At 44.0% G+C, this 22,710-nt stretch carries 13 protein-coding genes; 3 read left to right on the forward strand and 10 right to left on the reverse strand.

Annotation, left to right across the window (positions count from 1 at the left end):
* The first annotated feature begins 62 nt into the window (after window positions 1-62).
* On the forward strand, window positions 63-10,583 hold the full coding sequence (locus tag AB4133_RS18915) for a tandem-95 repeat protein (RefSeq protein WP_372225358.1): 10,521 nt from the start codon (window positions 63-65) through the stop codon (window positions 10,581-10,583).
* 87 nt (window positions 10,584-10,670) lie between these two features.
* Here the strand turns inward: AB4133_RS18915 and AB4133_RS18920 are convergent, their stop codons facing one another.
* Window positions 10,671-11,864, reverse strand: a complete 1,194-nt coding sequence (locus AB4133_RS18920; protein WP_017059708.1) for a class I SAM-dependent methyltransferase — start codon at window positions 11,862-11,864, stop codon at window positions 10,671-10,673.
* Between the two features lie 128 nt (window positions 11,865-11,992).
* Window positions 11,993-13,396: a methyl-accepting chemotaxis protein gene (locus AB4133_RS18925; RefSeq protein WP_102319806.1), complete on the reverse strand. Its 1,404-nt coding sequence runs from the start codon at window positions 13,394-13,396 to the stop codon at window positions 11,993-11,995.
* Between the two features lie 88 nt (window positions 13,397-13,484).
* On the opposite strand from AB4133_RS18925, the gene yccX reads away from it, so the two are divergent.
* The gene (gene yccX, locus AB4133_RS18930) at window positions 13,485-13,772 is read left to right on the forward strand and encodes an acylphosphatase (RefSeq protein WP_017059706.1); all 288 of its coding nucleotides are present in this window, start codon (window positions 13,485-13,487) and stop codon (window positions 13,770-13,772) included.
* A 59-nt stretch (window positions 13,773-13,831) separates the two neighbouring features.
* Here the strand turns inward: yccX and AB4133_RS18935 are convergent, their stop codons facing one another.
* The 6 genes from AB4133_RS18935 to AB4133_RS18960 all read right to left on the reverse strand — a co-directional run bounded on the left by AB4133_RS18935 (window position 13,832) and on the right by AB4133_RS18960 (window position 19,461).
* A complete protein-coding gene (locus AB4133_RS18935) occupies window positions 13,832-14,161 on the reverse strand; it encodes a TusE/DsrC/DsvC family sulfur relay protein (RefSeq protein ID WP_017057205.1) in 330 nt (109 codons plus the stop codon).
* A 160-nt stretch (window positions 14,162-14,321) separates the two neighbouring features.
* Window positions 14,322-14,987 carry a Bax inhibitor-1/YccA family protein gene (locus tag AB4133_RS18940; protein ID WP_372126238.1) on the reverse strand — a complete coding sequence of 222 codons (666 nt, stop codon included), beginning with the start codon at window positions 14,985-14,987 and terminating at the stop codon, window positions 14,322-14,324.
* A gap of 282 nt (window positions 14,988-15,269) precedes the next feature.
* A complete protein-coding gene (locus AB4133_RS18945; RefSeq protein ID WP_017059704.1) occupies window positions 15,270-16,034 on the reverse strand; it encodes an amino acid ABC transporter ATP-binding protein in 765 nt (254 codons plus the stop codon).
* Window positions 16,035-16,056: 22 nt separating this feature from the next.
* Entirely contained in the window at window positions 16,057-17,154 is a 1,098-nt protein-coding gene (locus AB4133_RS18950) for an amino acid ABC transporter permease (RefSeq protein WP_017059703.1), read from the reverse strand.
* A 1-nt stretch (window position 17,155) separates the two neighbouring features.
* Window positions 17,156-18,361, reverse strand: coding sequence for an amino acid ABC transporter permease (locus tag AB4133_RS18955; RefSeq protein WP_017066316.1), 1,206 nt, complete (start codon window positions 18,359-18,361; stop codon window positions 17,156-17,158).
* Window positions 18,362-18,432: 71 nt separating this feature from the next.
* Window positions 18,433-19,461: an amino acid ABC transporter substrate-binding protein gene (locus AB4133_RS18960; protein WP_017059701.1), complete on the reverse strand. Its 1,029-nt coding sequence runs from the start codon at window positions 19,459-19,461 to the stop codon at window positions 18,433-18,435.
* Between the two features lie 480 nt (window positions 19,462-19,941).
* On the opposite strand from AB4133_RS18960, the gene AB4133_RS18965 reads away from it, so the two are divergent.
* Window positions 19,942-20,883: a bifunctional precorrin-2 dehydrogenase/sirohydrochlorin ferrochelatase gene (locus AB4133_RS18965; RefSeq protein WP_017059700.1), complete on the forward strand. Its 942-nt coding sequence runs from the start codon at window positions 19,942-19,944 to the stop codon at window positions 20,881-20,883.
* 187 nt (window positions 20,884-21,070) lie between these two features.
* Here the strand turns inward: AB4133_RS18965 and AB4133_RS18970 are convergent, their stop codons facing one another.
* Together AB4133_RS18970 and AB4133_RS18975 are read right to left on the reverse strand one after the other, a co-directional pair.
* Entirely contained in the window at window positions 21,071-21,553 is a 483-nt protein-coding gene (locus tag AB4133_RS18970; protein WP_017063832.1) for a YajQ family cyclic di-GMP-binding protein, read from the reverse strand.
* A 12-nt stretch (window positions 21,554-21,565) separates the two neighbouring features.
* Window positions 21,566-22,624: a 3-deoxy-7-phosphoheptulonate synthase gene (locus tag AB4133_RS18975; RefSeq protein WP_372225360.1), complete on the reverse strand. Its 1,059-nt coding sequence runs from the start codon at window positions 22,622-22,624 to the stop codon at window positions 21,566-21,568.
* Between the last annotated feature and the right edge of the window lie 86 nt (window positions 22,625-22,710).

Consider the following 22,710-nt stretch of genomic DNA (forward strand, 5'->3'; position numbering starts at 1 on the left):
TGGTGTTCACCTACACCGCAAGCGATGGCACGGTCAACCAAACCAATACCTTAACCATTACCGTGACAGGCACCAACGACGGTCCAGTAGCGATTGATGACACATATGAAACTCATAGTGAGACGCTGCTCTTCTCTGAGTCCTTTGAAAACATGACAAACACAGGTCGTTGGACTGTAGTAACTGGCGACGAACTAGATGATTGGGAAGCAACAAATGGTCTAGAGATTCAGCGTGACGGTCTCATAGCTGAAGCGACAGACGGTGACTACCTCGCTGAGCTTGATGCTCATCAAAACACCGCGATCACAACAAATATTAATACGTCAGACCAAGATAGCGTGCGTGTTGAATTTGATTACAACCCTCGACGAGACGGTAATTCATCTTCTGACATGACGTTTAAAGTCGGTGACACGTTAGTTACTGTTCACGCCGATGGATCTCTATCGGGTGCCGACGGACTTAATGTCCAAATAGGGCAACCTGACGCAAATGGTTGGTATAAGATCACGGCTGAGTTCGAAGTCCAAGGGGACGTTACGGACCTTACATTTGCAGGTGCTGGAGCTTCAGATAGCTATGGTGCGTTGTTAGATAACATTACAGTGACAGGTATTAATCAATCTAAACTTGTTACTGCTGAAGACACGTCTATCACGATTTCTTTTGATGAGTTGTTGGCGAATGATACTGACATTGATGGTGATGAGCTCTCAATTGTTGTCGGTTCAATTACCTCCGCGGCTAATGGTGAACTGTTTGTCGACTACACAGACAATACAATTACATTCACACCGGATACCGACTATAACGGTGAGGCAACTTTTAAATATAAAGTGACCGATGGGAACGGTGGGGAAGATGAAGCAGAAGTTACGCTTAATATCACTCCTGTGAACGATGCACCAGTGCTGATAGGTGATTTGTTGGGTGAAGTTGATGAAGAAGGCAGCTACACCATTACGGCTGAGGACCTAGGCTACACGGACGTTGATGATACTGACACAGGTGTGACCTTCACGGTCGGCAACGCGAGTGACGGCATAATCTTAGTCGGTGGTGTTCCGTCGAACCATTTCACTGTGGCGCAGTTGGCGGCGGGTGAAGTGACGTTCAAACATGACGGCAGTGAAACCACGTCAGCGTCGTTCGATGTGAACGTTGAAGACGGCAACGAAGATGGTAGCACACCGGTAGACAGCACTTTCAACTTGACGGTGACGCCAGTGAATGATGCGCCGGAACTAACAGGCGATTTGGCGGCGGAAGTGGATGAGGCAGGCAGCTACACGATCTCGGCAGCTGACTTGGGTTATACAGACGTTGACGATACAGACACAGGCGTGACCTTCACGGTCGGCAACGCGAGCAACGGCACAATCTTAGTGAACGGCGTCGCGTCTAGTAGTTTCACGGTGGCGCAGTTGGCGGCGGGTGAAGTGGCGTTCAAGCATGACGGCAGCGAAACCACGTCGGCGTCGTTCGATGTTAACGTTGAAGACGGCAACGAAGATGGCAGCACACCGGTAGACAGCACGTTCAACTTGACGGTGACGCCAGTGAATGATGCGCCGGAGCTGACAGGCGATCTGTTGGGTGAAATGGATGAAGCAGGCAGCTACACGATCACGGCGGCAGATCTTGGCTATACGGACGTTGACGATACGGACACAGGCGTGAGCTTCACGGTCAGCAACGTGAGTAACGGCACAATCTTAGTGAACGGCGTCGCGTCGAGCAGCTTTACGGTGGCGCAGTTGGCGACGGGGAAAGTGACGTTCAAGCATGACGGCAGCGAAACCACGTCGGCGTCTTTCGATATTAACGTTGAAGACGGCAACGAAGATGGCAGCACACCGGTAGACAGCTCGTTCAACTTGACGGTGACGCCAGTCAACGATGCGCCCGTAGCCATTAGTGATTCTTACAAAAACGTTCAAGAAACCATATTGCTCACTGAGTCATTTGAAAATATGGCAAACCCAGCGGGTTGGACGGTTGTTTCTAAAGATCCATCAGAGGTATGGGACTTTACTAATGGTATAGAGATTGAGCGAGACGGCTTAATTGTTGATGCTACCGACGGTGATTTTTACGCAGAGCTAGACCCACATAAAAATACGGTGATGACGACATCAATTGATACGTCGGATCAAGACTCTTTGAGGGTAGAGTTCGATTATAACCCTCGCCAAGACGGCAACTCGTCGTCTGATATGACTTTTACTGTTGGGAATACAACTATTACGCTGCATGCGGATGGAACAGTGACTGCTCCAGAAGGCATTTCTGTAACACTAGATGGTCCGGATAACAAAGGTTGGTATCAAGTAAATGCTGAGTTTGATGTTAGTAGTGATGCTACTTTAATCGCTTTTGCTGGTGCGGGTGAATCTGATTCGCTTGGTGCGTTTATCGATAACATTACAGTTACCGGAATAGATGCACCCAAACTCATAACGGAAGAAGATCAGGCTCTTACTATTAGTGGTAGTGAGCTGTTAGCCAATGATTTCGATGTTGATGGGGATGACATAACCATTTTTTCTGTCAACGCAACCGATGCTACAAACGGTTCTGTTCTGCTGATAGATGGCAATGTCGTGTTTGAACCTAACCAAGACTTCAATGGTGAAGCGACTTTCGAATACACCATTGTTGATACTCATGGTGAAAAAAGCACTACGACAGTGACCGTTAATGTCACACCAGTAAATGATGACCCTATCGCGAACGATGATTCAAGAGCGTTAGGTGATAACCTGATCGTCAATGGTAGCTTTGAAGACTATGAATCGGTATCAAATGCCGGTTGGGGTTCTCGAATCGACCAACTAGATGGTTGGTCCTACGATGCAAGAACTGGTGCTTTAGATTCAGTTCAAGAAGGCTATGCTGTTGATGAAACAGACGGCGATCGTATGATTGATATGGAAGGTAATGGTGACAATGTAACCCTTACTCAACAAATTCAAGGTGTAGAAAGCGGTACCTTATACCAACTGTCTTTTGATACGGCAATGTACGAAAGATTGCCGAGTGCTGAGCTTGAGGTCATTTGGAACGGCGAAGTTGTTGCTACGATCACCCCTGAAAGTAACATAATGCAAACCCAGTTATTGGAATTATTAGGTGGGAGTGGAGATGGTTCAAATACCCTTTCATTTAGAGAAGTTGGCACTGAAGGCGACAAGAGTGGGACTTATCTAGACAATATCAAATTTCAAGAAGTGATTAAAAATCTTCAGACACAAGAAGATGTAACTCTCGATATACCTAGTAGCGAGTTACTTTCGAATGACTCTGATGTTGATGGTGATACGTTAATCATTTTAGATAGTTTAGTGATTGATCCAACATACGGTCAGGTTGAGTTAGTTGAGCTACAAGATGGTTCTCAGACCGTTCGTTACACTCCAGCGGATGACTTCAATGGTATCGCTACGTTTACTTACACAGTTTCTGACGGTAAAGGTGGTACTGATTCCGCCGTGGTTACGATTAATGTCACTCCAGAAAATGATGCTCCAATATTTGTCAAAGATGGAGTGCCGATTGGCGATACTGATCAAATAAGTGTATCGACTAAAGAGGATAACTCTGTATCTGGTAAGGTTACTGCAACCGATATTGACGACACTGACCTGACTTACACGGTGAGCCAACCTACAAACGGTAGTGTTGAGATCGACCCTGAAACGGGCGAGTGGAAGTACACTCCGAACAACGAGTTTGATGGAGATGATTCATTTGTTGTTGCCGTGTCGGACGGTAACGGTGGTACAGATACGGTTGTAGTGAATGTTGATGTATTACCTGTTGCTGAGCTAACAGTTACTGCTGGCCAACCAGTGACAGAAGCAGAAGATGCTTTCTTATCATTTGAAATCAACCTAGATGAGCTTGTCTCTGAGAACGTTGGTCTTGCTCTTACACTAGGGTCGGCAGGGGATACTGCAACTAAAGGTGTCGATTACGAAGACAAGATCTACGTTAAAGATGGACAAGATTATAAAGCGCTTTCAGATCAGGAGCTTGCCGATCTTATTATTGCTAGCGGCTCTGATAGCTTAGAAGTCTTCATCAAGGTTCTTGATGATAAATTGCTTGAGGGTGAAGAGACTGTAACTCTAAATGCTAGCTCAACTAGTGAGTTTGTTGAAAATGACAAACAGGACTCAGGTACAGCTAAGATTGTCGATGAGACAGACACAAACGACAAAGATACCGTTACAGTTGGGCTGACTGGTCCCGATTCAGTTATTGAGGGTGATAAGACAAGTCCATTTACGATTACGCTAAGTGAGCAAGTGCCTGAAGATAGTGTGGTTACTCTTCAGTACTCTTACACAAATGCGAGCAATGAAGATATTGTTGAAGTTATAACTGTAAACGTAGACGCAAATACAAATACAGCGACCTTTGAGATTCAAACTGAACAAGACAACGAATACGAAGTTGGACAAGAGTTTAACGTTAGTGTTGTATCCGTAACCCAAGATGGTACCGATGTATTTGAGAAGCTAGATACTTCTAGTGCTGATAAAAATGTAGCTATTGACGATAGCCATGATAACCCGCCAAAAGCTGAAGACTTCTCTATTTCTCTCAATGCAGATGGCTCTTCGCAAGTTATTTTCGATACCGGGATGGGGACTATCGAAGGTGATGGTACAGACCATATTTCTGATAATGAAGATGATAACGATAATGACGCAGATACAAATCTCGGCGTGATCATCACAGAGCTGCCTGATTCAGGAACTCTTTACTATGTCGATGGTAATAACAAGGTTGAAGTGGTAGTTGGGCAGACGTATGCAGATCCTAACAACATCGTTTATGAAGATGACCAAGAATCAACGGGCTTCTTCTTAGGTGTTGATGATACATCCACATTAGATAAAGGCCCTCATAGCACTGCAGAGTTCCATAACTGGGGTGATGAAGTAGATGCGTATACTCGCGAACTGAAGTTTGATAATGGTGATGTCGTCACCATTACCTCGGAAGGTCGAAATAACGTTGACGCTAAGCCTTTAGTGCAAAACAACAGTCAGCAAGGCCATATGGGTTTCGGTATTGCATCGACTAATCGCGGTATTCACCAAGACGAGGCGATCAACATTGATTTCTCTTCTCGTCCAGCGGACTCAGTAACGGTTGGTCTAAGTGGTTTGGGTGGTTGGTTTGCCCCAAATGCTGATGATAGTGTTCAATCAAGAGCTGAGATTACAGTCACCTTTGATTATGGTAATGGTGTCACAGAAGACAAAACCTTCCTTTATGATGACACCCACAATAATCAAAATGTCACGATTGTCGCTCCTGAAGGTGCTGAGATTGTTTCGGTGGAAGCAAGCACACAAGGACCAGGTAACTGGGAGCTGACTTCTCTTGAAGCTAAGGCGTCAGATTCATTCGAATATAAAGCGGTAGACAGTGATGGTAACGAAAGTGAAGTTAAGACAGTTACTATCGATAAGTCTGGTGACCTGAATGCGAATAACGATCCGCAAGGCTTCGAAGTTAAACTGGGTGAGTTCAGTGAAGACAACGACTCTCCATGGTCAGCCGAAGGCGCTGAGCTAAATGCTAGCTTCAATGGCCAAGATAAAGACTTCGCACACAGCGGCATTAAGATTGGTGTTGCCGGCAAAGTAGGTGGATTGGGTGCTCAGATTGAATATGATCGTGCAGAGCAGCAATCTGAGAAGTTTGAAATCAACTTAGATAGCCCTGCTACTCAGTTTACATTTTCAGTATCTAACTTGTTTAAAAACGAAGGTAATGACGGTGATTTCACTGATAACCATGAACAAGGCAGTTGGGTAGCGTACCTCAATGGCGTAGCGGTTGCAGGTGATACGTTTATTGCTGAAGACGGTAACAATAAAGGTACTTACGAAATAACACCGCTTGGTCCTGATGGTACTCCAATCGCGTTTGATACTGTGGTATTTGAAGCAACTGAGTATTCCAACCAAGCAACGAATGATAATGATGCGTCAGATTACTTCCTAACTGGTTTTAAAGCCTCTAGTGAAGGCGCGTATGCAGTGAATCAAGGCGGCATTCTTGAGATTCCAACATCGAAGCTTGCTGGCATTATCGGTTCTGAGCTTCTAAATAACGATATCGATTCAGATGGCGACAATCTACGTATTACCTATGTATACGGTGAAACGGAAGGTAATGCGTATATCAAAGACGGCATCGTATACTTTGATTTAACTGGCGATGATTTTGTCGGTGAAACAACGTTTAAATATCAGGTTACTGATGATAATGGCCAAATCGCGAGTGCTGAAGTTAATGTTATCGTCAACCCTTTACCGACTCCTTCTAGTGTTGCGTCTGTAGACCTGCTAGCAGACTCAGTAGTTGAAGGTGATGATCTTGGCTTTAAAGTAATTCTGGATTCAAGTGCACTTGTTGAGTCTGTATTGGACGTTACTTTTGGTAAGAACACGGATGCTGCGAATGATTCGGGTGAAGAAAAAGATCTCGACTTGAGTCAGGTTCGTTTTACTAATGGCGTCACCTATGATCAGCAAAGTGGAAAACTGATTGTCCCAATTGGAGTGAAGGACTTTGCAATCTTGATTCCGACAATTGATGACAGTCTCCATGAGATCGCTGAAACCTACACCGTGACTGTTGATGGTGAATCTGCAGTGGGCAGCATTACTGATAACGATGAAGCTCCAACTATCGATACAGTGAGCAACGCGGTTAATCCAAATAATGAACAAGTAATTGAAGGCGATGTAGCTGTCTTCACCGTGAACCTAGTTAACACAAGCAGTCAAGAGACTCAATTCGACTGGTCGTTAAACTCCGGTTCTGCCGAGCTCGGTGATAACAAAGATTTCACCGACAACGTAGAGTTCACTGAGGGAGTGACGCTTGTTAATGGTCAGCTTGTTGTGCCTGCGGGAGTAACGTCGTTTGACATCAAGGTACCAACTAACGAAGACGGCATTGATGAGTTAAATGAGAACTTCACGCTCGAAGTGGGTGGTAAGCAAGGTATTGCGACGATCATTGATAACGATGAAGCACCGCAAGCACAGGACTCACATGTCATTGGCGATGAGGCACAAGCCCAAGGTTCATCGATTACGTTTAAGTGGGCCGATTTCAATGTTTCTGACGCAGATTCTAGTGAATTGTCGATTGTTATCACTAGTGCTCCAGGTGCGGGTGATATGTATCTGTACAACGAATCAACTGATGAATGGGTTCTGTTAAATACTGAAACGATTGGTACAGGAGTATCAGTAAGCCAAGAGCAGATTGAACAAGGTTTCTTGATATTCAACCCAGTAAGCTATGAATCAAGTACATTAATGTCTGATGAAGAGAATGTAGCAACTGGCAATAATCAGCAAGATTATGCGGAGTTTAACTACCACAGTTCTGACGGCATCAACATCAGCTCTAGTACGACGATGTCGATTGATATTCGCCCTGATACGACACTTGCCAAGTTAGTTGTAGAAACACCAAATGTAGATTTAGATGAAGGTTTTAAGTTAGAGCAATGGGAAAACCTAGACTTTGATTACAACAATGGTAGCGGAGTGGCTCCAGACCTTGTTGAACAAGCAATCGAGTCTGCAGGTGTTGCCAACTCTTCAGAAGTTACACAGGCGCCAGACTTTGGCACTCAGAACTCTCCAGCTATCGAAAACATTTCGAGCAAACTTACTGGTTTAGTATTCCTAGTTGCTGGTGAGTCATACGTGTTTAGTGGTCATGCAGATGATTCATTTAGACTTGAAGTCGGTGGTGAAACCATGGCCTCTCAAACTTGGGGTGGAGGTGGTACCTATGAGTCTTCAGCCTTTGTACCATCGGCATCAGGTTGGTACACAATTACTGCATTCCACGACAACGAGGCTGGTCCAGGTAATGCCACTATCAGTGTCGCAGTTGGTGGCAATGAACCCGTAGACTTTAACACGGACAACTTTGATATTGTTCCTGATGTAAGTTCGCTTGAGGATAAAGTTAATATCGGGACACAGGTTGAACATGAATCCTTAGAGGGTGGTTATTACCCAGCGTTCGATATTAATGAAGGGCTGGAAGATACCTTTATCAATGTCTCTAAGATCACTACGCAGCTTGTTGATACCGATGGCTCAGAGGCGTTGAGACTCGTCGTGTCTGGTTTGCCTGAAGGTTCAATTGTTAAACTTGGAAGCCAGGAGCTTGTTGTTAATGCTGATGGTGAAGTAGACATATCTGCTTGGCTAACCTCAAATGGTACTGCGGAAACAGTGCTCGCTGATCTGATGATTCAGGTTGATGAACCAGGCACTTATAGCGTTAAGATTGAAGCGATTTCAGACGAGATTGTCGGCGATACCAGTGAGATTTCGAACGGGGCCTTCGACCTAATTGTCCATCCAGTACCTGTTGGACCAGATGCTGAAAGTAAGGAAGCCTTTGGACAAGAAGATACTGTTTTAGTGCTATCGATTGATGATTTTGGGATTGAGTCTGGCAACGATATAGTGATAACTCATCAACCACTCGATGGAGCGTTGGTGATTAACCTTGGTACTGTTCAAGAGCCAAATTGGCAGCCACTAAACTCGAGTCAGATTACATCGGCTCAATTAATTTCAGGCGTGATCGGCTTTAATCCAGATGCTAACGAATCTGGTTATGACGGCTTTAATGTTGATGGTTTAGGCAATAAATCGAATGACTACGCTGAAATTAAGTTCAAGGCTGTAAACGAGAATGGTACGTCAGAAGAGCATACGCTTACGGTAGATATTACGCCTGTGGCTGACGCTCCTGTTGTTACTATTACTATTGGTGATTTAAAAACAATTCGAGTGGAACCTAGCTTCGATACATCTGATGAACAGGCCATTAAAGATCTATTTAATAATGGCACTCTACTAGAAATGGGTAACACGGGTAACATTGTTGAGGGGCTCACCTCTAGTGGAGACTTGATTAATAACGCTGATACTACTGATGATCGTACTGACAAAGATGATTTGTTTATCGCGAAAGATCAGCGCGATCCAGATGATGTAGCATTGTCTCCCGCCCACTTTGTCGGTGATGTATCGGCGGGTACACAGGGAAGTGATACATTTATAGGAAGTGCTTATAATGACCACTTTGACGGAGGCATAGGCTCAATCGATGATCCTAACCAAGTCGACAGTGTTATTTATACAGGGGATTTATCAGATTACGTTTTACGTTGGTTCCCTGCAGATGATCATAGCGAAGTTCCATATTGGATTGTTGAAGACAAACGTTTCATTGATACGGCCGACCAAGTAGGTGCTAGTGATAAAGAAGCTGGTGATCACCTTTATGAGATAGAGCAGATTGTATTCAAAGATACGATCGTGAGTTTGGATAATGAATCTGGTACTTATCAAATTCTAGAAGAGCAAGTTCTACCGATTGATGTGTCAGTTGCGCTTGTTGATGTCGATGGAAGCGAAACCTTAAACGACAAAGTCGAACTAACCGGGATTCCTTCAGGGTTGAAACTGTATGTAGATGGAGTACTGCAAACGCCAGTCAATGGTACAAGTAATTACATACTTGCACTTGCTGTTGATGCAGCTGGAGTTGTGGGGACGGTAAGTGCTCAATTAGTATTCCCGGCGGATTATACTGGAAATCGTGATTTTGGTATTACAGTTGAAGCAGTTAGTGAAGAGCAATATGTTACGGGAGCGGACAAATTTGCAAGCTCTACGGCAACTGCAGAAATTGAGGTTCCTGAGCCCGTAACACCAACCACGATTAGTTCTTCTGGAGATGTCACCGACACGATTACCGTAGATGGAGCTGACCTTCAATGGCAGAAGCATCAATTCTCTGCTGGGAATACAGAAAATGAGAGAACATCAACGTTTGATAATACAAACACCGATTACCTTGTTGATGTTGGCAAAGGTGGTGATTACGTTCAACTAGGAGGTGGAAACGACACGGTTTACCTTGGGGGGAGTGAGTCATTAGCCAAGAACCCTAAAGACGGTGCGGCTGAGCGTGATGATTTTGTATCGGAAGGCGATAGTTATAGACCAAGTATGAATAAGAATGACAGCATCGATATTGCTTTCACTGGTGACGGTAACGATACAGTTTACGGACAAGCAGGTATCGACGCTATCGATGGTGGTACTGGTAATGACTACTTAGATGGTGGGAGTGGTGATGACGCACTTAAAGGTGGAGTTGGTCAAGATACGCTGATTGGTGGTCTCGGAAACGATATCCTTATTGGTGGTGATGACGCTGATATATTCAAGTGGGTTGATGGTGATTTAGATGGAAGTACCGATCGAATCTCCGATTTTAGCATCGCGGAAGGAGATAAGGTTGATTTGTCTGACTTATTTGCTGATGCGCCAACTCAACAACAAGTCACTGAGTTGTTAGACAACATCGAGGTTGAAGGAGGCGAAGTTAACTCCGCCATGGTTGTAGAAAAAGATGGGCAGCAAGTTAAAATTGAATTTGATGGCCTCTCCGCTGCAGACTTGACGAATAGTTTGTCTGACATCCTAGTTATTAAAGACGATTGAGTTTGCTGATACTAATAAAAAACCGAGATTGAAGAATCTCGGTTTTTTATGAACTGTAACGCTGTTTCTTAGACTGGTAATTTGTATTTAAAGAACCTTACAAGCAAAACCTTTCAGGTAGAAACCTTCTGGGTAGGCTGTGTCTGTTAGATGATCGGCTGCTTGCTCGAAGCGCTCGACGAACTTAACCGTTCGGCCTGCATCTAATGCTGCATCAGCGATGATTTTTTGGAACAAATCAGTACCCATTAAGCCAGAGCAAGAGTAGGTGAGTAGAGTGCCGCCTGGTTTCAGGATTTGCATTGCAAGCATGTTAACGTCTTTATAGCCGTTGGCGCCTGAAGTTAGGTTATTCTTGCTTGAAACAAATTTTGGCGGATCCATAATCACTACGTCAAACTTAGTGCCTTGATCACGGTACTCACGAAGCAGTTTGAAAACGTCAGCGTTTAGGAATACAGCGCGCTTTTTCGAGATATCAAACTCATTAAGTTCAGCGTTGAATTTAGCGGTATCAAGAGCAAGTTGAGATACGTCAGCGTTGATAACACGCTTCGCGTCGCCTTTAAGTGCGTAAAGGCCAAAGCCACCTGTATATGAGAAACAGTTAAGGACATCTTTGCCTTTAACGTACTTCATCGATTCTTTGCGGCTATCACGTTGGTCCATGTAGAAGCCTGTTTTGTGGCCTTCCATAATGTTCACGCTGATTTTAACGCCATTTTCTTCAATCACGATAGATTTTGGTGGCTCTTCACCATGAAGAACGCCGACAACTTGTTCTAGGCCTTCTTTCTTACGAACTGCCACGTCTGAACGCTCGTAGATGTTGCAGTCAGGGAAGCACTCTATTAACGCTTCAACCAATACGCTTTTGTTAAACTCAGCGCCAGCACTTAGCAGTTGGCAAACAAGAAAGTCTTGGTATTTGTCGATTGTGATACCTGGTAAGCCATCAGACTCTGCGGCCGTTAGGCGGTAGCCCGTTAGACCATCACGTTCGATAATGTCTTCTCGTAAAGACTGTGCGTCTTGAATTCGTTTTACGAAGAACGCCTTGTTGATCTCTTCTTTTTCAAATGTCCAAACACGAGCTCGAATTTGAGATTCTGGTGAGTAAGCCGCTTTTGCAAGCCACTGACCATTTTGAGCATATACGTCTACAGTTTCACCTTGTTTTGGTTCGCCTTCGACCTTATCGATACCGCGTGAAAATACCCAAGGGTGTTTGCGGCGTAGTGATTTATCTCGGCCTTTAGCTAGATGAATTGAAGGAGTCATAATTTACTCTGTTTGTTGAATTTGAAGGAGGGGTATTGTCGGGGAAGTGCAGGTGAAAAGCAAATAAGAAAGGGCTGCAGAAGCAGCCCTAGTAATGATTAATCAACACATTGTGGTGGATATCAGTATTAAGCTTTAAGACCTGTCAGCAAACCTTCCATCGTATCGCTTTGTTTACGAAGTTGGTCAACATTGGAATTACTCTTACTGATCATCTCGCAGATACTGTCTGACTGATGACGAATCTCTTCAACACTCTGTGCAATGTTGTCAGCGACTACGCCTTGTTCTTCAGCCGCGGTAGCAATTTGAGTGCTGCTATCTGAAATAGACTGGTTTTTTTCCGCTAATGAACCGATCTCGACGTTCACTTCTGACATCAGTGTTTGGCCTTCGTTAGCATTGTTCACCGTGACTTCCATCAGCTTGGTCAGTGATTGACTGTTACGTTGTAATGATTCAATCATGCTTTGGATTTCAACCGTTGCTTGCTGAGTACGACCGGCAAGGGCACGAACTTCATCGGCAACAACAGCAAATCCACGACCTTGCTCGCCAGCACGTGCGGCTTCGATAGCTGCGTTCAACGCTAACAGGTTAGTCTGTTCAGAAATACCGTTGATGGTTGTGACTACTTCATCGATCTGCGCCGCGTTGGCATCCAGTTCTTCTACTGCTTGTGAAGCGGACTGGATCTCTTGAGATAGGCTAGAGATAGACTCCAGTGTATTTGAAACCTTGACTTGACCGCTCTGAGCAACGCCGCGAGCGTCCATCGTTTGTGAGCTAGACGCATGAGCAAGGGTAGCGACTTCGCGAATGGTAGCCGCCATTTGTTCCGTTGCACTTGCTAAGCTATTCAGGTGTTCTTGTTGGTTACCTGAGATGTCTGAACTTTGTTGTGTTGACTGGTTCAAGTCCGAGCTGATCTGCTGCATGAGAGCGACAGACTCTTGGATTGATAGAACCATGTTTTGTTCACGCTCCGCAACTTTATCGATTGTAATCGCGATTTCACTAAACTCGTCACGAACTAAGAAGTAGTTCATGCGACAAGTTAAGTCGCCATTCGCTAGGGTGTTCAAAGCTTTGTTCATAGAGAACATCGCGCCGCCAATGAAGGTCATAATGTAGTAAACACCTAGCGCGATAAGCGTTAGGGTTACAGCGATGATAGAAACCTGAGTCGTCGATAGAGCAGACCAAAGGTTTTGGTCATGGTTAGCAACTAGGCTGAACGCTCCATTCATCACTGAAACAGAACCAGCACCGTAGCCTAAAGAGATGGTTTCAGAGCTGCTGACAAGCTGAGCTACTTGATCTTTAGTGAGTTGACCCGCTTCGATAAGCCCTTTCATCAAGAGCATTTCTTCTTGATAAAGGTGAGCAAGTAAAGAGTCCGCGGCACTATCTAAAACGAGAGTTAATATAACCAGGGCGAGAAGAGGCAATAAGAATAGTAGATAGAACTTTTCTTGGATTTTTAGGTGAATGAGATATTTGTCAATCCAACGAAATGGGATTTCTTTCATAATCGTTATACTCGAAGTAAGTCCACCAATAAGCGGTGAATGAATAGAAACTCGACTATATCATTCATATAATTTATGAGGCAACGTTATGGAAAGTTCACAATATATTTTTGTCGTGTCAGGCGTAGTTCAATGTGTTGGGTTCCGTTACCACACCAGTAGGCAGGCGCAAGCTATGGGTCTCTCAGGTTATGCAAAGAACTTAAATGATGGTCGAGTTGAAGTGTTAGTTGTCGGAGAGAGTCAGCAAATTGAGAAGTTACATGCTTGGCTCTATATTGGCCCTTCGAGCGCAACAGTAGACAACGTTGTGATGCATCAAGTTAAAGATAGTGAGCGCCAGGACGTACGCATAGGGGCGTTTAAAATACTGTAGTTGTAGCACTACAGTATTTTATATTGAACGTAACTTAATGACCTAAAGCGGGTTAGGTTTTACAAGCACTTTGCTGGTTTAGGTAAACCGGCGAGCTTGGTCGCTTGTTTTGCAGGGCCTTTTTTGAATAACTTGAAAAGGTACTTACTATTGCCTTTTTCTGGGCCGTGAGCTTTTTCCATTGCTTTAACGAGCATGCGAACCGCTGGTGAGGTGTTGAACTCTTCGTAAAAGCTCCTTACAAAATGTACGACTTCTAAGTGTGCATCTGTAAGTTCAATCGCCTCGTCTTGAGCAAGAATTTCAATCATGCCTTCTTCCCATTGCGTGTAATCCAATAGGTAGCCTTGAGCGTCGGTTTCGATTTGCTTGCCGTTATATTCAAACATGTTTAATCCAGAATCCAATTAACTATGCGGATAGGGTACATGACCAAGTTTGTCTTTCTCAACAGAAATTGTAGCTATCCAATGAAATATCGTACTTATAGATACAAAAAAGCCCAAGAGGTAGGCTCTTGGGCTAGATATTCTTCAATGATGGGAACGATTAGTCGTCGCTGCCCATGATGCCTAGGATGCTTAGTAGGCTGATGAAGATGTTGTAGATCGATACGTACAAGCTGATCGTTGCAGAGATGTAGTTTGTTTCACCGCCACGAATGATGTTTTGCGTTGTAAGCAAGATAACACCAGTCGAGAACAGGATGAACATACCGCTCATTGCCAATGATAGTAGAGGCATTTGTAGGAAGATGTTTGCAACCATACCTACAAGTAGTACTACGAAACCCGCTAATAGCATGCCATTAAGGAACGACAGGTCACGCTTAGTTGTTAGTGCGTAAGCTGATGCGCCCATAAACGCCAGTGCTGTACCGCCAAGTGCAGTTAGGATGACATCACCCATGCCTGCGCCAACGTACATGTTTAAGATTGGACCGATGGTGTAGCCTAAGAAACCTGTAAATAGGAATGTGAAGACTAGACCCATGCTGTTGTCACGGTTCTTTTCTGTTAGGAAAAGTAGGCCGTAGAAGCCAACTAGCATGATAATAAGACTCGGGCGAGGAAGGTTCATCGCCATGGATACGCCTGCTACAACAGCAGACCAAAGTAGTGTCATAGACAGTAATGCGTAGGTGTTACGCAACACTTTATTGGTTTGCAGAGCACTTTCTTGAGATGCTGTGCGTGAAAACATAGGGCTGTTCATAATCTTCCTCGTAAGGTGACTTCAATAGTTATTAGTACATTTATGGGGGTGAAAGTTCGAAAAATCAAGTCTCTCATTCCTCTTGTATACGTAAAATAATAATCAAAATAGTCGGTTAAGTGTTTCTGAAGGTGTAACAAAGCATTTCTTAAAGTGCAGTTAAGGTTCGTTGTTCAATTTTAATCGCACTGAATCGCTGTTTATAATCTTGAAAAACTAATTATAACACTGAAAACAAAGAGGCGACCTAAGCCGCCTCTGTAGTTTATGCATCATAACACATTAGTGGTGTAAGATTTGGCTTAAGAAGTTCTGCGTTCTGTCTGATTGTGGATTTTCAAAGAAATCGACAGGGTTGTTCTCTTCTATGATTTCACCGGCATCCATGAAGATAACGCGATCCGCGACCTCTTTAGCAAAGCCCATCTCGTGCGTTACACAAAGCATCGTCATGCCTTCTTCTGCAAGCTCAACCATTACGTCTAACACCTCACGAACCATTTCTGGATCGAGCGCCGACGTTGGCTCATCAAACAGCATCACTTGAGGGTTCATACACAAAGAGCGAGCGATAGCTACACGCTGCTGTTGACCACCTGAAAGCTGACCTGGGAACTTGTCCGCTTGCTCAGGGATTTTTACGCGCTCTAGGTACTTCATTGCAATCGCTTCGGCTTCTTCTTTTGGCATCTTTTTGACCCAGATTGGAGCCAGAGTACAGTTCTCTAATACCGTCAGATGTGGAAACAGATTGAAGTGTTGGAAACACATGCCGACATCTCTACGCACGGCTTCGATGTTCTTTAGGTCTTCCGTTAATTCATTACCTGAAACGAAGATATGACCTTTTTGGTGCTCTTCTAATCGGTTGATGCAGCGGATCATCGTTGATTTACCAGAGCCTGAAGGGCCACAGATAACGATTTTCTCGCCTTTTTTAACTTCTAAATTGATGTTCTTAAGTACGTGGAATTCACCGTACCACTTGTTCATGTCTTTCAACTCGATCATAAGACCTTGAGAGTTGTTTTCTGTCTGCTGCGTCATAATACGTCCTTGATCTTGTTAATTATCGTTTGTGACCGGTGTGAAGTCTGTTTTCTAGCCATATCGAATATCTCGACATGCCAAAACAAAACACCCAGAACACTAACGCGACAAATACATAACTTTCTGTTGAATACCCAAGCCATTCAGGGTCGGTATTCGCGGCTTGGCCAATTCCTAGTACATCAAACATACCAATAATCAAAACAAGACTGGTATCTTTAAACAAACCAATGAAGGTGTTCACAATTGAAGGAATCGTGATTTTAAGAGCTTGAGGTAGAATGATAAGCCCAGTCTTTTTCCAGTAGCTTAACCCCAGAGCATCAGCTGCTTCGTATTGGCCTTTTGGTATTGCTTGTAGACCACCTCGAATTACTTCGGCCATGTAGGCTGCACTGAATAGAACTACCCCTACAAGTGCTCGAATGAGCTTATCGGTTTCTGTCCCTTCTGATAAAAAGAGTGGCAGCATTACTGAAGCCATGAATAGAACTGTAATGAGCGGTACGCCACGCCAAATTTCGATGTATACGGTACACATACTGCGAATGATCGGCATCTCTGAGCGGCGCCCAAGAGCAAGTGCAACACCAATAGGGAGTGACACTACAATACCAACAAGTGCGATGACCAGTGTAACCAGTAGGCCGCCCCATTTATGGGTATCAACAACTTCTAACCCAAAGACGCCACCGTATAGCAAGCCAGCAATGATAAATGGGTAGATGTTGACGAAGAACAACCAAATCCACGTACGTTTAGGTGTTTTTTCATAAGCCAGTAAGGCTACAAAAATGGCCAACGTTGCATAGAAGAGGCGAGGTCGCCACAGTTCAGCTTCTGGGTAGAAGCCATACATGAATTGGTCCCAACGAACGCTGATAAAAACCCAACAAGCGCCTTCGCTAGTACAGGCATCACGTGTGGTTCCTATCCAGTCGGCACTGATGAATGCCCAATCCGCTATTGCCCATAATAGGGTGAAAGCAAAGTAAGCAAGAATCACAGTGACGACGCTGTTAATAGGTCCATTAAATAGATTTTTTCTTAACCAACCGACTGGCCCAACGGTATTCGCTGGAGGCGGAAGATCAGGTTGAAATTGATGTGTACTCATCTTATCTCTCCACCAACGCTACTTTGCGGTTGTATATGTTCATTAGAGCGGACGTTAATAGGCTCAAGGTTAGGTAGACGCCCATTGTCATCGCGATTACTTCGATAGCTTGTCCAGTTTGGTTAAGTGTTGTTCCTGCAAATACAGAGACAAGATCAGGATAACCAATGGCCATCGCAAGTGATGAGTTTTTGGTCAGGTTTAGATACTGACTGGTTAGTGGTGGGATAATGATTCTTAATGCTTGTGGAATAATGACAAGCTTTAGAGTTCTAGAACGTGGGATGCCTAGAGACATCGCAGCCTCAGTTTGCCCATGGTTTACCGCGTTAATACCTGAACGAACAATCTCAGCAATGAACGCTGCTGTATAGATACTTAAAGCGAGCATCAATGCAGCAAGCTCAGGGATTATCGTAACACCACCCTTGAAGTTAAACCCTTTCAACACAGGGTAATCTGCAGAGATAGGCATGCCCATAACAAAGTAAGTTATCAACGGTAAGCCTAAAATCAACGCAGCTGCAATTCGCAACATCGGTGTTTGTTGGCCGGTCAGTTTCTGTCTGTTCTTAGCCCAGATGTTGATAATAAACGTAGCGATAATACCGACAATCAATGATGCGATGACAATGCTACTGCCTTGCTCAAAGACTGGAGCAGGGAAGTACAACCCGCGTACGTTCAAGAAAATTGCTTCACCTAGACTCATACTTTGACGAGCAGAAGGCAAGGCTTGTAGAACGGCGAAATACCAGAAAAAGATTTGTAATAGCAGAGGGATATTTCGGAATATCTCAATGTAGACAGCTGCAAATCGGCTAACTAGCCAGTTTGAAGAGAGTCTAGCGATACCCATACTAAAGCCCAGCACTGTCGCTAGCATGATGCCGAGTACTGAAACCAAAGCGGTATTGAGAAGACCGATAAAGAATGTACGACCGTATGAGAAGGTCTCGTCGTATTCAATCAGTGTTAAGCCGATACCAAAACCAGCTTCTTGGGAGAGAAAATCAAAACCAGTGGTGATACCACGGGAATCTAAGTTTGTGAGTGCATTATTTACAATCGTGTAAAAGAAAGCACAAAGCGCCCCGACGGCGATAATTTGGAAAATGATGGAGCGAAAAGTGGGGTTGTAAAATAAGTTGGCACTTTTGGGCTGTGGCTTTGCCTGAGCTGGAGAAATAGTTTCATTAGGTTTCATACTACTATAACCTCAAATCCATTTAATAAATAGGGCGGAAAACTCCGCCCTAATTGATGCTTGAAAATTTATTAACGGATTGGTGGAGCGTACATAAAGCCGCCCGCATTCCATAATGCATTTACACCACGAGAGATTTGAAGTGGAGAACCTGTACCAACAGTACGCTCAAAACTCTCACCGTAGTTACCAACTTGCTTAATTACTTGGTAACCCCAGTCGTCGCGAATGCCAAGGCCTTTACCTTTAGGACCGTCTACACCAAGAATACGTTTGATGTTTGGATCTTTTGACTTAAGCATTTCGTCTGCATTTTTAGAGGAGATGCCGTATTCTTCCGCGTTAATCATTGCTGAAAGTGTCCACTTAGCAACGTTAAACCATTGATCATCATCTTGACGAACAACAGGGCCTAGAGGCTCTTTAGAGATGATTTCAGGAAGTACTTCTGCAGATTTAGGATCAGCTAGGTTTAGGCGAAGTGCGTATAGACCAGATTGGTCAGTTGTTAGTACGTCACAACGACCTGCGTCGAAACCTTTCGATGTTTGTGCTGCCGTATCGAATACCACTGGCTTGTAAGACATGCCACTGTTACGGAAGTAATCGGCTAGGTTAAGTTCAGTTGTTGTACCTGATTGAACACATACAGAAGCGCCATCAAGCTCTTGAGCACTTGTTAGGCCAAGTTCTTTCTTAACCATGAAGCCTTGACCATCGTAGTAGTTAACGCCTACGAAGTTCAGACCTAGAGCAGTGTCACGATGTAATGTCCATGTTGTGTTACGAGATAGTACGTCGATTTCGCCAGATTGAAGCGCAGTAAAACGCTCTTTTGCTGTTAGAGGTACATACTTAACTTTAGTCTTGTCACCGAGTACAGCCGCTGCAAGAGCTTGACAATACTCAACATCAATTCCTTCCCATTCACCTTTTGAGTTAGGGTTAGAGAACCCTGGAAGACCGGTACTTACACCACAAGTTAGAAAACCTTGAGATGTGACTTTGTCCAGAGTGCTTTCTGCCGCTGATGCCGATGTTGCCATCATCGCAGTTGATGCAGCTACTACTGAAGCAAGAAGTGTTAGTTTATTTGTCATTTGTATCCTTCCTTGTTAACCAGGTGACACCTGATACTCGTGCTCGTTTGAGTTTCTCTTATGTGTTGCGTTTTCTATGACCTTGTTGTTCAAATTAAACGAGTTGCATTTTGCAAATGAAACTGTGTGCGATTTAAACAACTGTTTATAAGGTTAGGAAAGGATCCGTAGTTTCACAAATGTATAATTTAAAAAGAATTTTGAATGAAATCACAAATCCGAACACAATTAGAATGACCAAATGTTAAGTGAATGTAAATAGTGCAACGGTTCACACTGTTGGTGCAACGAGATTTAGATTTTTATATTGATAATCGACTAGATAAATATTCTGAATAAACATCACAATGATGAAATATTAAACTTAAGAAATGTTGAAATTTGGTCAATAAATATTTTTATTACACTTCGATAGTTATGAATATGCTCCAAATTTGGTAGCATGGCTGAATAGTTATTGAAGTAGTCTCAAGGAAGAACATGCGTTATTTCCCAATGTTTTTGGATGTAGAAAATAAGCCAATCTTAGTGGTTGGTGGGGGTGAGGTTGCTTGCCGTAAAGTCGATAGCTTACTACGAGCGGGAGCGGATGTGACTTTGGTGTCTCCCAAGGTAGCGCCTTACTTAAAGCAGCTTGTGGACGAGAACAAGCTTCACTGGGTTCAAAACTTTTACTCGTCACAGATCATATCGAAAAATTACTTGCAGGTTTGGGCCACAACAGACAACCCAAGCTTGAATCACCAAGTGTATAATGATGCGAAAAAACTGGGCATTTTAGTCAATGTGGTTGACGATCTTCCTTACTGCGACTTCATCACACCTTCGATGATAAATCGCGGCAGAATCCAAATTGCCATCTCTAGTGGCGGGGCATCACCTGTTTTAGTAAGAAATATCAGAGAAAAACTCGAAACGGTATTGCCACAAAACATAGGTTTGATAGCAGACTTCGGTGCATCAAAACGCAATTCAATCAAAGAGTCATTCCCAACCGTCGACGAGCGTCGTAAATTTTGGGAGCGTTTCTTGTCATCCAGCTTTATCGAGCAGGTGAATGACAGAGAGCAGTTAGAGTCTTACTACCAGCAAGCGCTAACCGAAGGCATTGATAGCGAAGGGCAGGTCACTTGGATTGAATTCGAGCAAGATGTCGAGCTGTTGTCTATGAAGGCTTTACGTTTGATGCAGGAGGCAGAGCTCGTACTTTCACCGAGCGATTGTCCATTTGAATTTATCGACCTGTGCCGCCGAGATGCAGAAAGAGAGAGCTACGCCAACAGCGGAGAGCTATCAACAAAGCTTGAGCAAGCAAGAGCAGAGAAATTACGAGTGTGTGTGTTTATTCCACCAGCAAGCGTAGAGTTTAATCTGTTGGTCGGCAAAGACCTAAAATTGTCAGCAGCCCAAGTACTCAGTTGAGGTAATTGCTTCTAGTTGAAATGAGAGCTTTCTGGTTGTTTGAAATCGGCTAGAGGCTCGGAATAAAACTAAAGCTGGACCAGATAAATAAAAAGCCACTTCAAAAGAAGTGGCTTTTTGCTATTTCAAACACGACATTGTGCTGATGAATGAGCAACCCAAATAGGCGGTCACTCAAACTCAAAAATTAGTCGCGGAAGTTGTCAAACTGGAAAGGTTGACCAAGTTCACCGCCGCGAACTAGAGCCATAACAGCTTGTAGGTCATCACGCTTCTTACCGGTAACACGAACTTTGTCGCCTTGGATAGAAGCTTGAACTTTAACTTTGTTGTCTTTGATTAGCTTAACGATCTTCTTAGCGACATCAGTTTCAATGCCTTGCTTAAAGATAACCGTTTGGTGCCAAGTGCGACCTGTTTGGTCTGCCGCTTTCGCTTCCATCGCGTTAGGATCAACATTACGCTTCGTTAGGTTGCTGCGAAGGATATCGCGCATTTGCTTCAGTTGAAAATCGTCTTGAGCAGTCAATTTTACTGATTCATCTTTGTAATCAAAGCTTGCGTCAACGCCGCGGAAATCGAAACGAGTCGATAGTTCACGGTTTGCGTTGTCTACTGCGTTACGCAGTTCTACTGCTTCTACTTCAGAGATAATGTCAAATGATGGCATTGTGTTGTTTCCTTAAGCTAAGTTTCTATCTTTAATTGCTGTTGCAAGCATGTCTAGCATTGTTGCAGTATCTTCCCAGCTTAGGCATGGGTCAGTAATCGACTTGCCATATTCTAGGTTGTTAATGTCTGTCATTGGCTGGTTGCCTTCAATAATGAAGCTCTCTGCCATAATGCCTGCAATTTGGTTCTTGTTAGATTTAATTTGCTCACAAATGTCTTGTGCAACTTCTAACTGCTTACGGTGTTGCTTCTGACAGTTAGCGTGGCTAAAGTCTACAACCAAACGTTGAGGTAGATCGAATTCAGCCAGTTGCTTACATGCAGTATCTACAGATTCAGCGTCGAAGTTAGGGCCTTTATCGCCACCACGTAGAATAACGTGACCGTATGGGTTGCCAGAAGTACGGTAAACCGTCATGCGGCCGTTCTTATCTGGAGAGTAGAAGTAGTGTGAAGCATGTGCTGCACGAATTGCATCGATAGCAATCTTGATGTTGCCGTTGGTCGCGTTCTTGAAGCCAACAGGGCAAGACAGTGCAGAAGCCATTTCACGGTGAATCTGAGATTCAGTTGTACGAGCGCCAATCGCACCCCAAGTGATAAGGTCTGCAATGTACTGACCTGTTATCATATCAAGGAATTCAGTCGCGGTAGCTAGGCCAAGCTTGTTGATATCTAGCAGAAGCTTACGAGCTTTGTTCAAGCCTGTTTCAAGTGCGTATGAACCATCAAGGTTAGGATCTGTAATCAAACCCTTCCAACCTACAACAGTACGAGGCTTCTCGAAGTAGGTTCTCATTACAACGAACAGTTCATCTTTGTACTGGTCTTGAATTTTGCTTAGGCGCTCAGCGTAATCAAGTGCCGCATCTGTATCGTGAACAGAGCAAGGGCCTACGATAACTAATAGGCGCTTATCACGACCAGTTAGGATATCTTCGATTTGGCGGCGAGAATTTTTAATGCGCTCAGCAACGTCGTCAGTAATAGGGTGTGCATTGCCTAGTTCGGCAGGAGTTGGCATAGGACCCAGAGCTTGGGTTCTCAACTCATCAGTTTTTAATGGCATGTGATAGCTTTTTTATTCTATTGCGAAGTGGTTAAGATAACGGAATTGAACAGAGGAATAAACTCTATTGAGTCAAAGTTATCTCA

The sequence above is a fragment of the Vibrio sp. 10N.286.52.F8 genome (genome assembly GCF_041468745.1).
GTDB classification, from domain to species: Bacteria; Pseudomonadota; Gammaproteobacteria; order Enterobacterales; family Vibrionaceae; genus Vibrio; species Vibrio crassostreae_C.

Bases quoted from the DNA above. Each gene is read 5' to 3' on its own strand.
- yccX (WP_017059706.1), top strand. From the start codon at position 13,485: ATGGAAAGTTCACAATATATTTTTGTCGTGTCAGGCGTAGTTCAATGT.
- AB4133_RS18920 (WP_017059708.1), bottom strand. From the start codon at position 11,864: ATGACTCCTTCAATTCATCTAGCTAAAGGCCGAGATAAATCACTACGC.
- AB4133_RS18950 (WP_017059703.1), bottom strand. From the start codon at position 17,154: ATGAGTACACATCAATTTCAACCTGATCTTCCGCCTCCAGCGAATACC.
- AB4133_RS18965 (WP_017059700.1), top strand. From the start codon at position 19,942: ATGCGTTATTTCCCAATGTTTTTGGATGTAGAAAATAAGCCAATCTTA.
- AB4133_RS18970 (WP_017063832.1), bottom strand. From the start codon at position 21,553: ATGCCATCATTTGACATTATCTCTGAAGTAGAAGCAGTAGAACTGCGT.
- AB4133_RS18945 (WP_017059704.1), bottom strand. From the start codon at position 16,034: ATGACGCAGCAGACAGAAAACAACTCTCAAGGTCTTATGATCGAGTTG.
- AB4133_RS18935 (WP_017057205.1), bottom strand. From the start codon at position 14,161: ATGTTTGAATATAACGGCAAGCAAATCGAAACCGACGCTCAAGGCTAC.
- AB4133_RS18960 (WP_017059701.1), bottom strand. From the start codon at position 19,461: ATGACAAATAAACTAACACTTCTTGCTTCAGTAGTAGCTGCATCAACT.
- AB4133_RS18925 (WP_102319806.1), bottom strand. From the start codon at position 13,396: ATGAAAGAAATCCCATTTCGTTGGATTGACAAATATCTCATTCACCTA.
- AB4133_RS18940 (WP_372126238.1), bottom strand. From the start codon at position 14,987: ATGAACAGCCCTATGTTTTCACGCACAGCATCTCAAGAAAGTGCTCTG.
- AB4133_RS18955 (WP_017066316.1), bottom strand. From the start codon at position 18,361: ATGAAACCTAATGAAACTATTTCTCCAGCTCAGGCAAAGCCACAGCCC.
- AB4133_RS18975 (WP_372225360.1), bottom strand. From the start codon at position 22,624: ATGCCATTAAAAACTGATGAGTTGAGAACCCAAGCTCTGGGTCCTATG.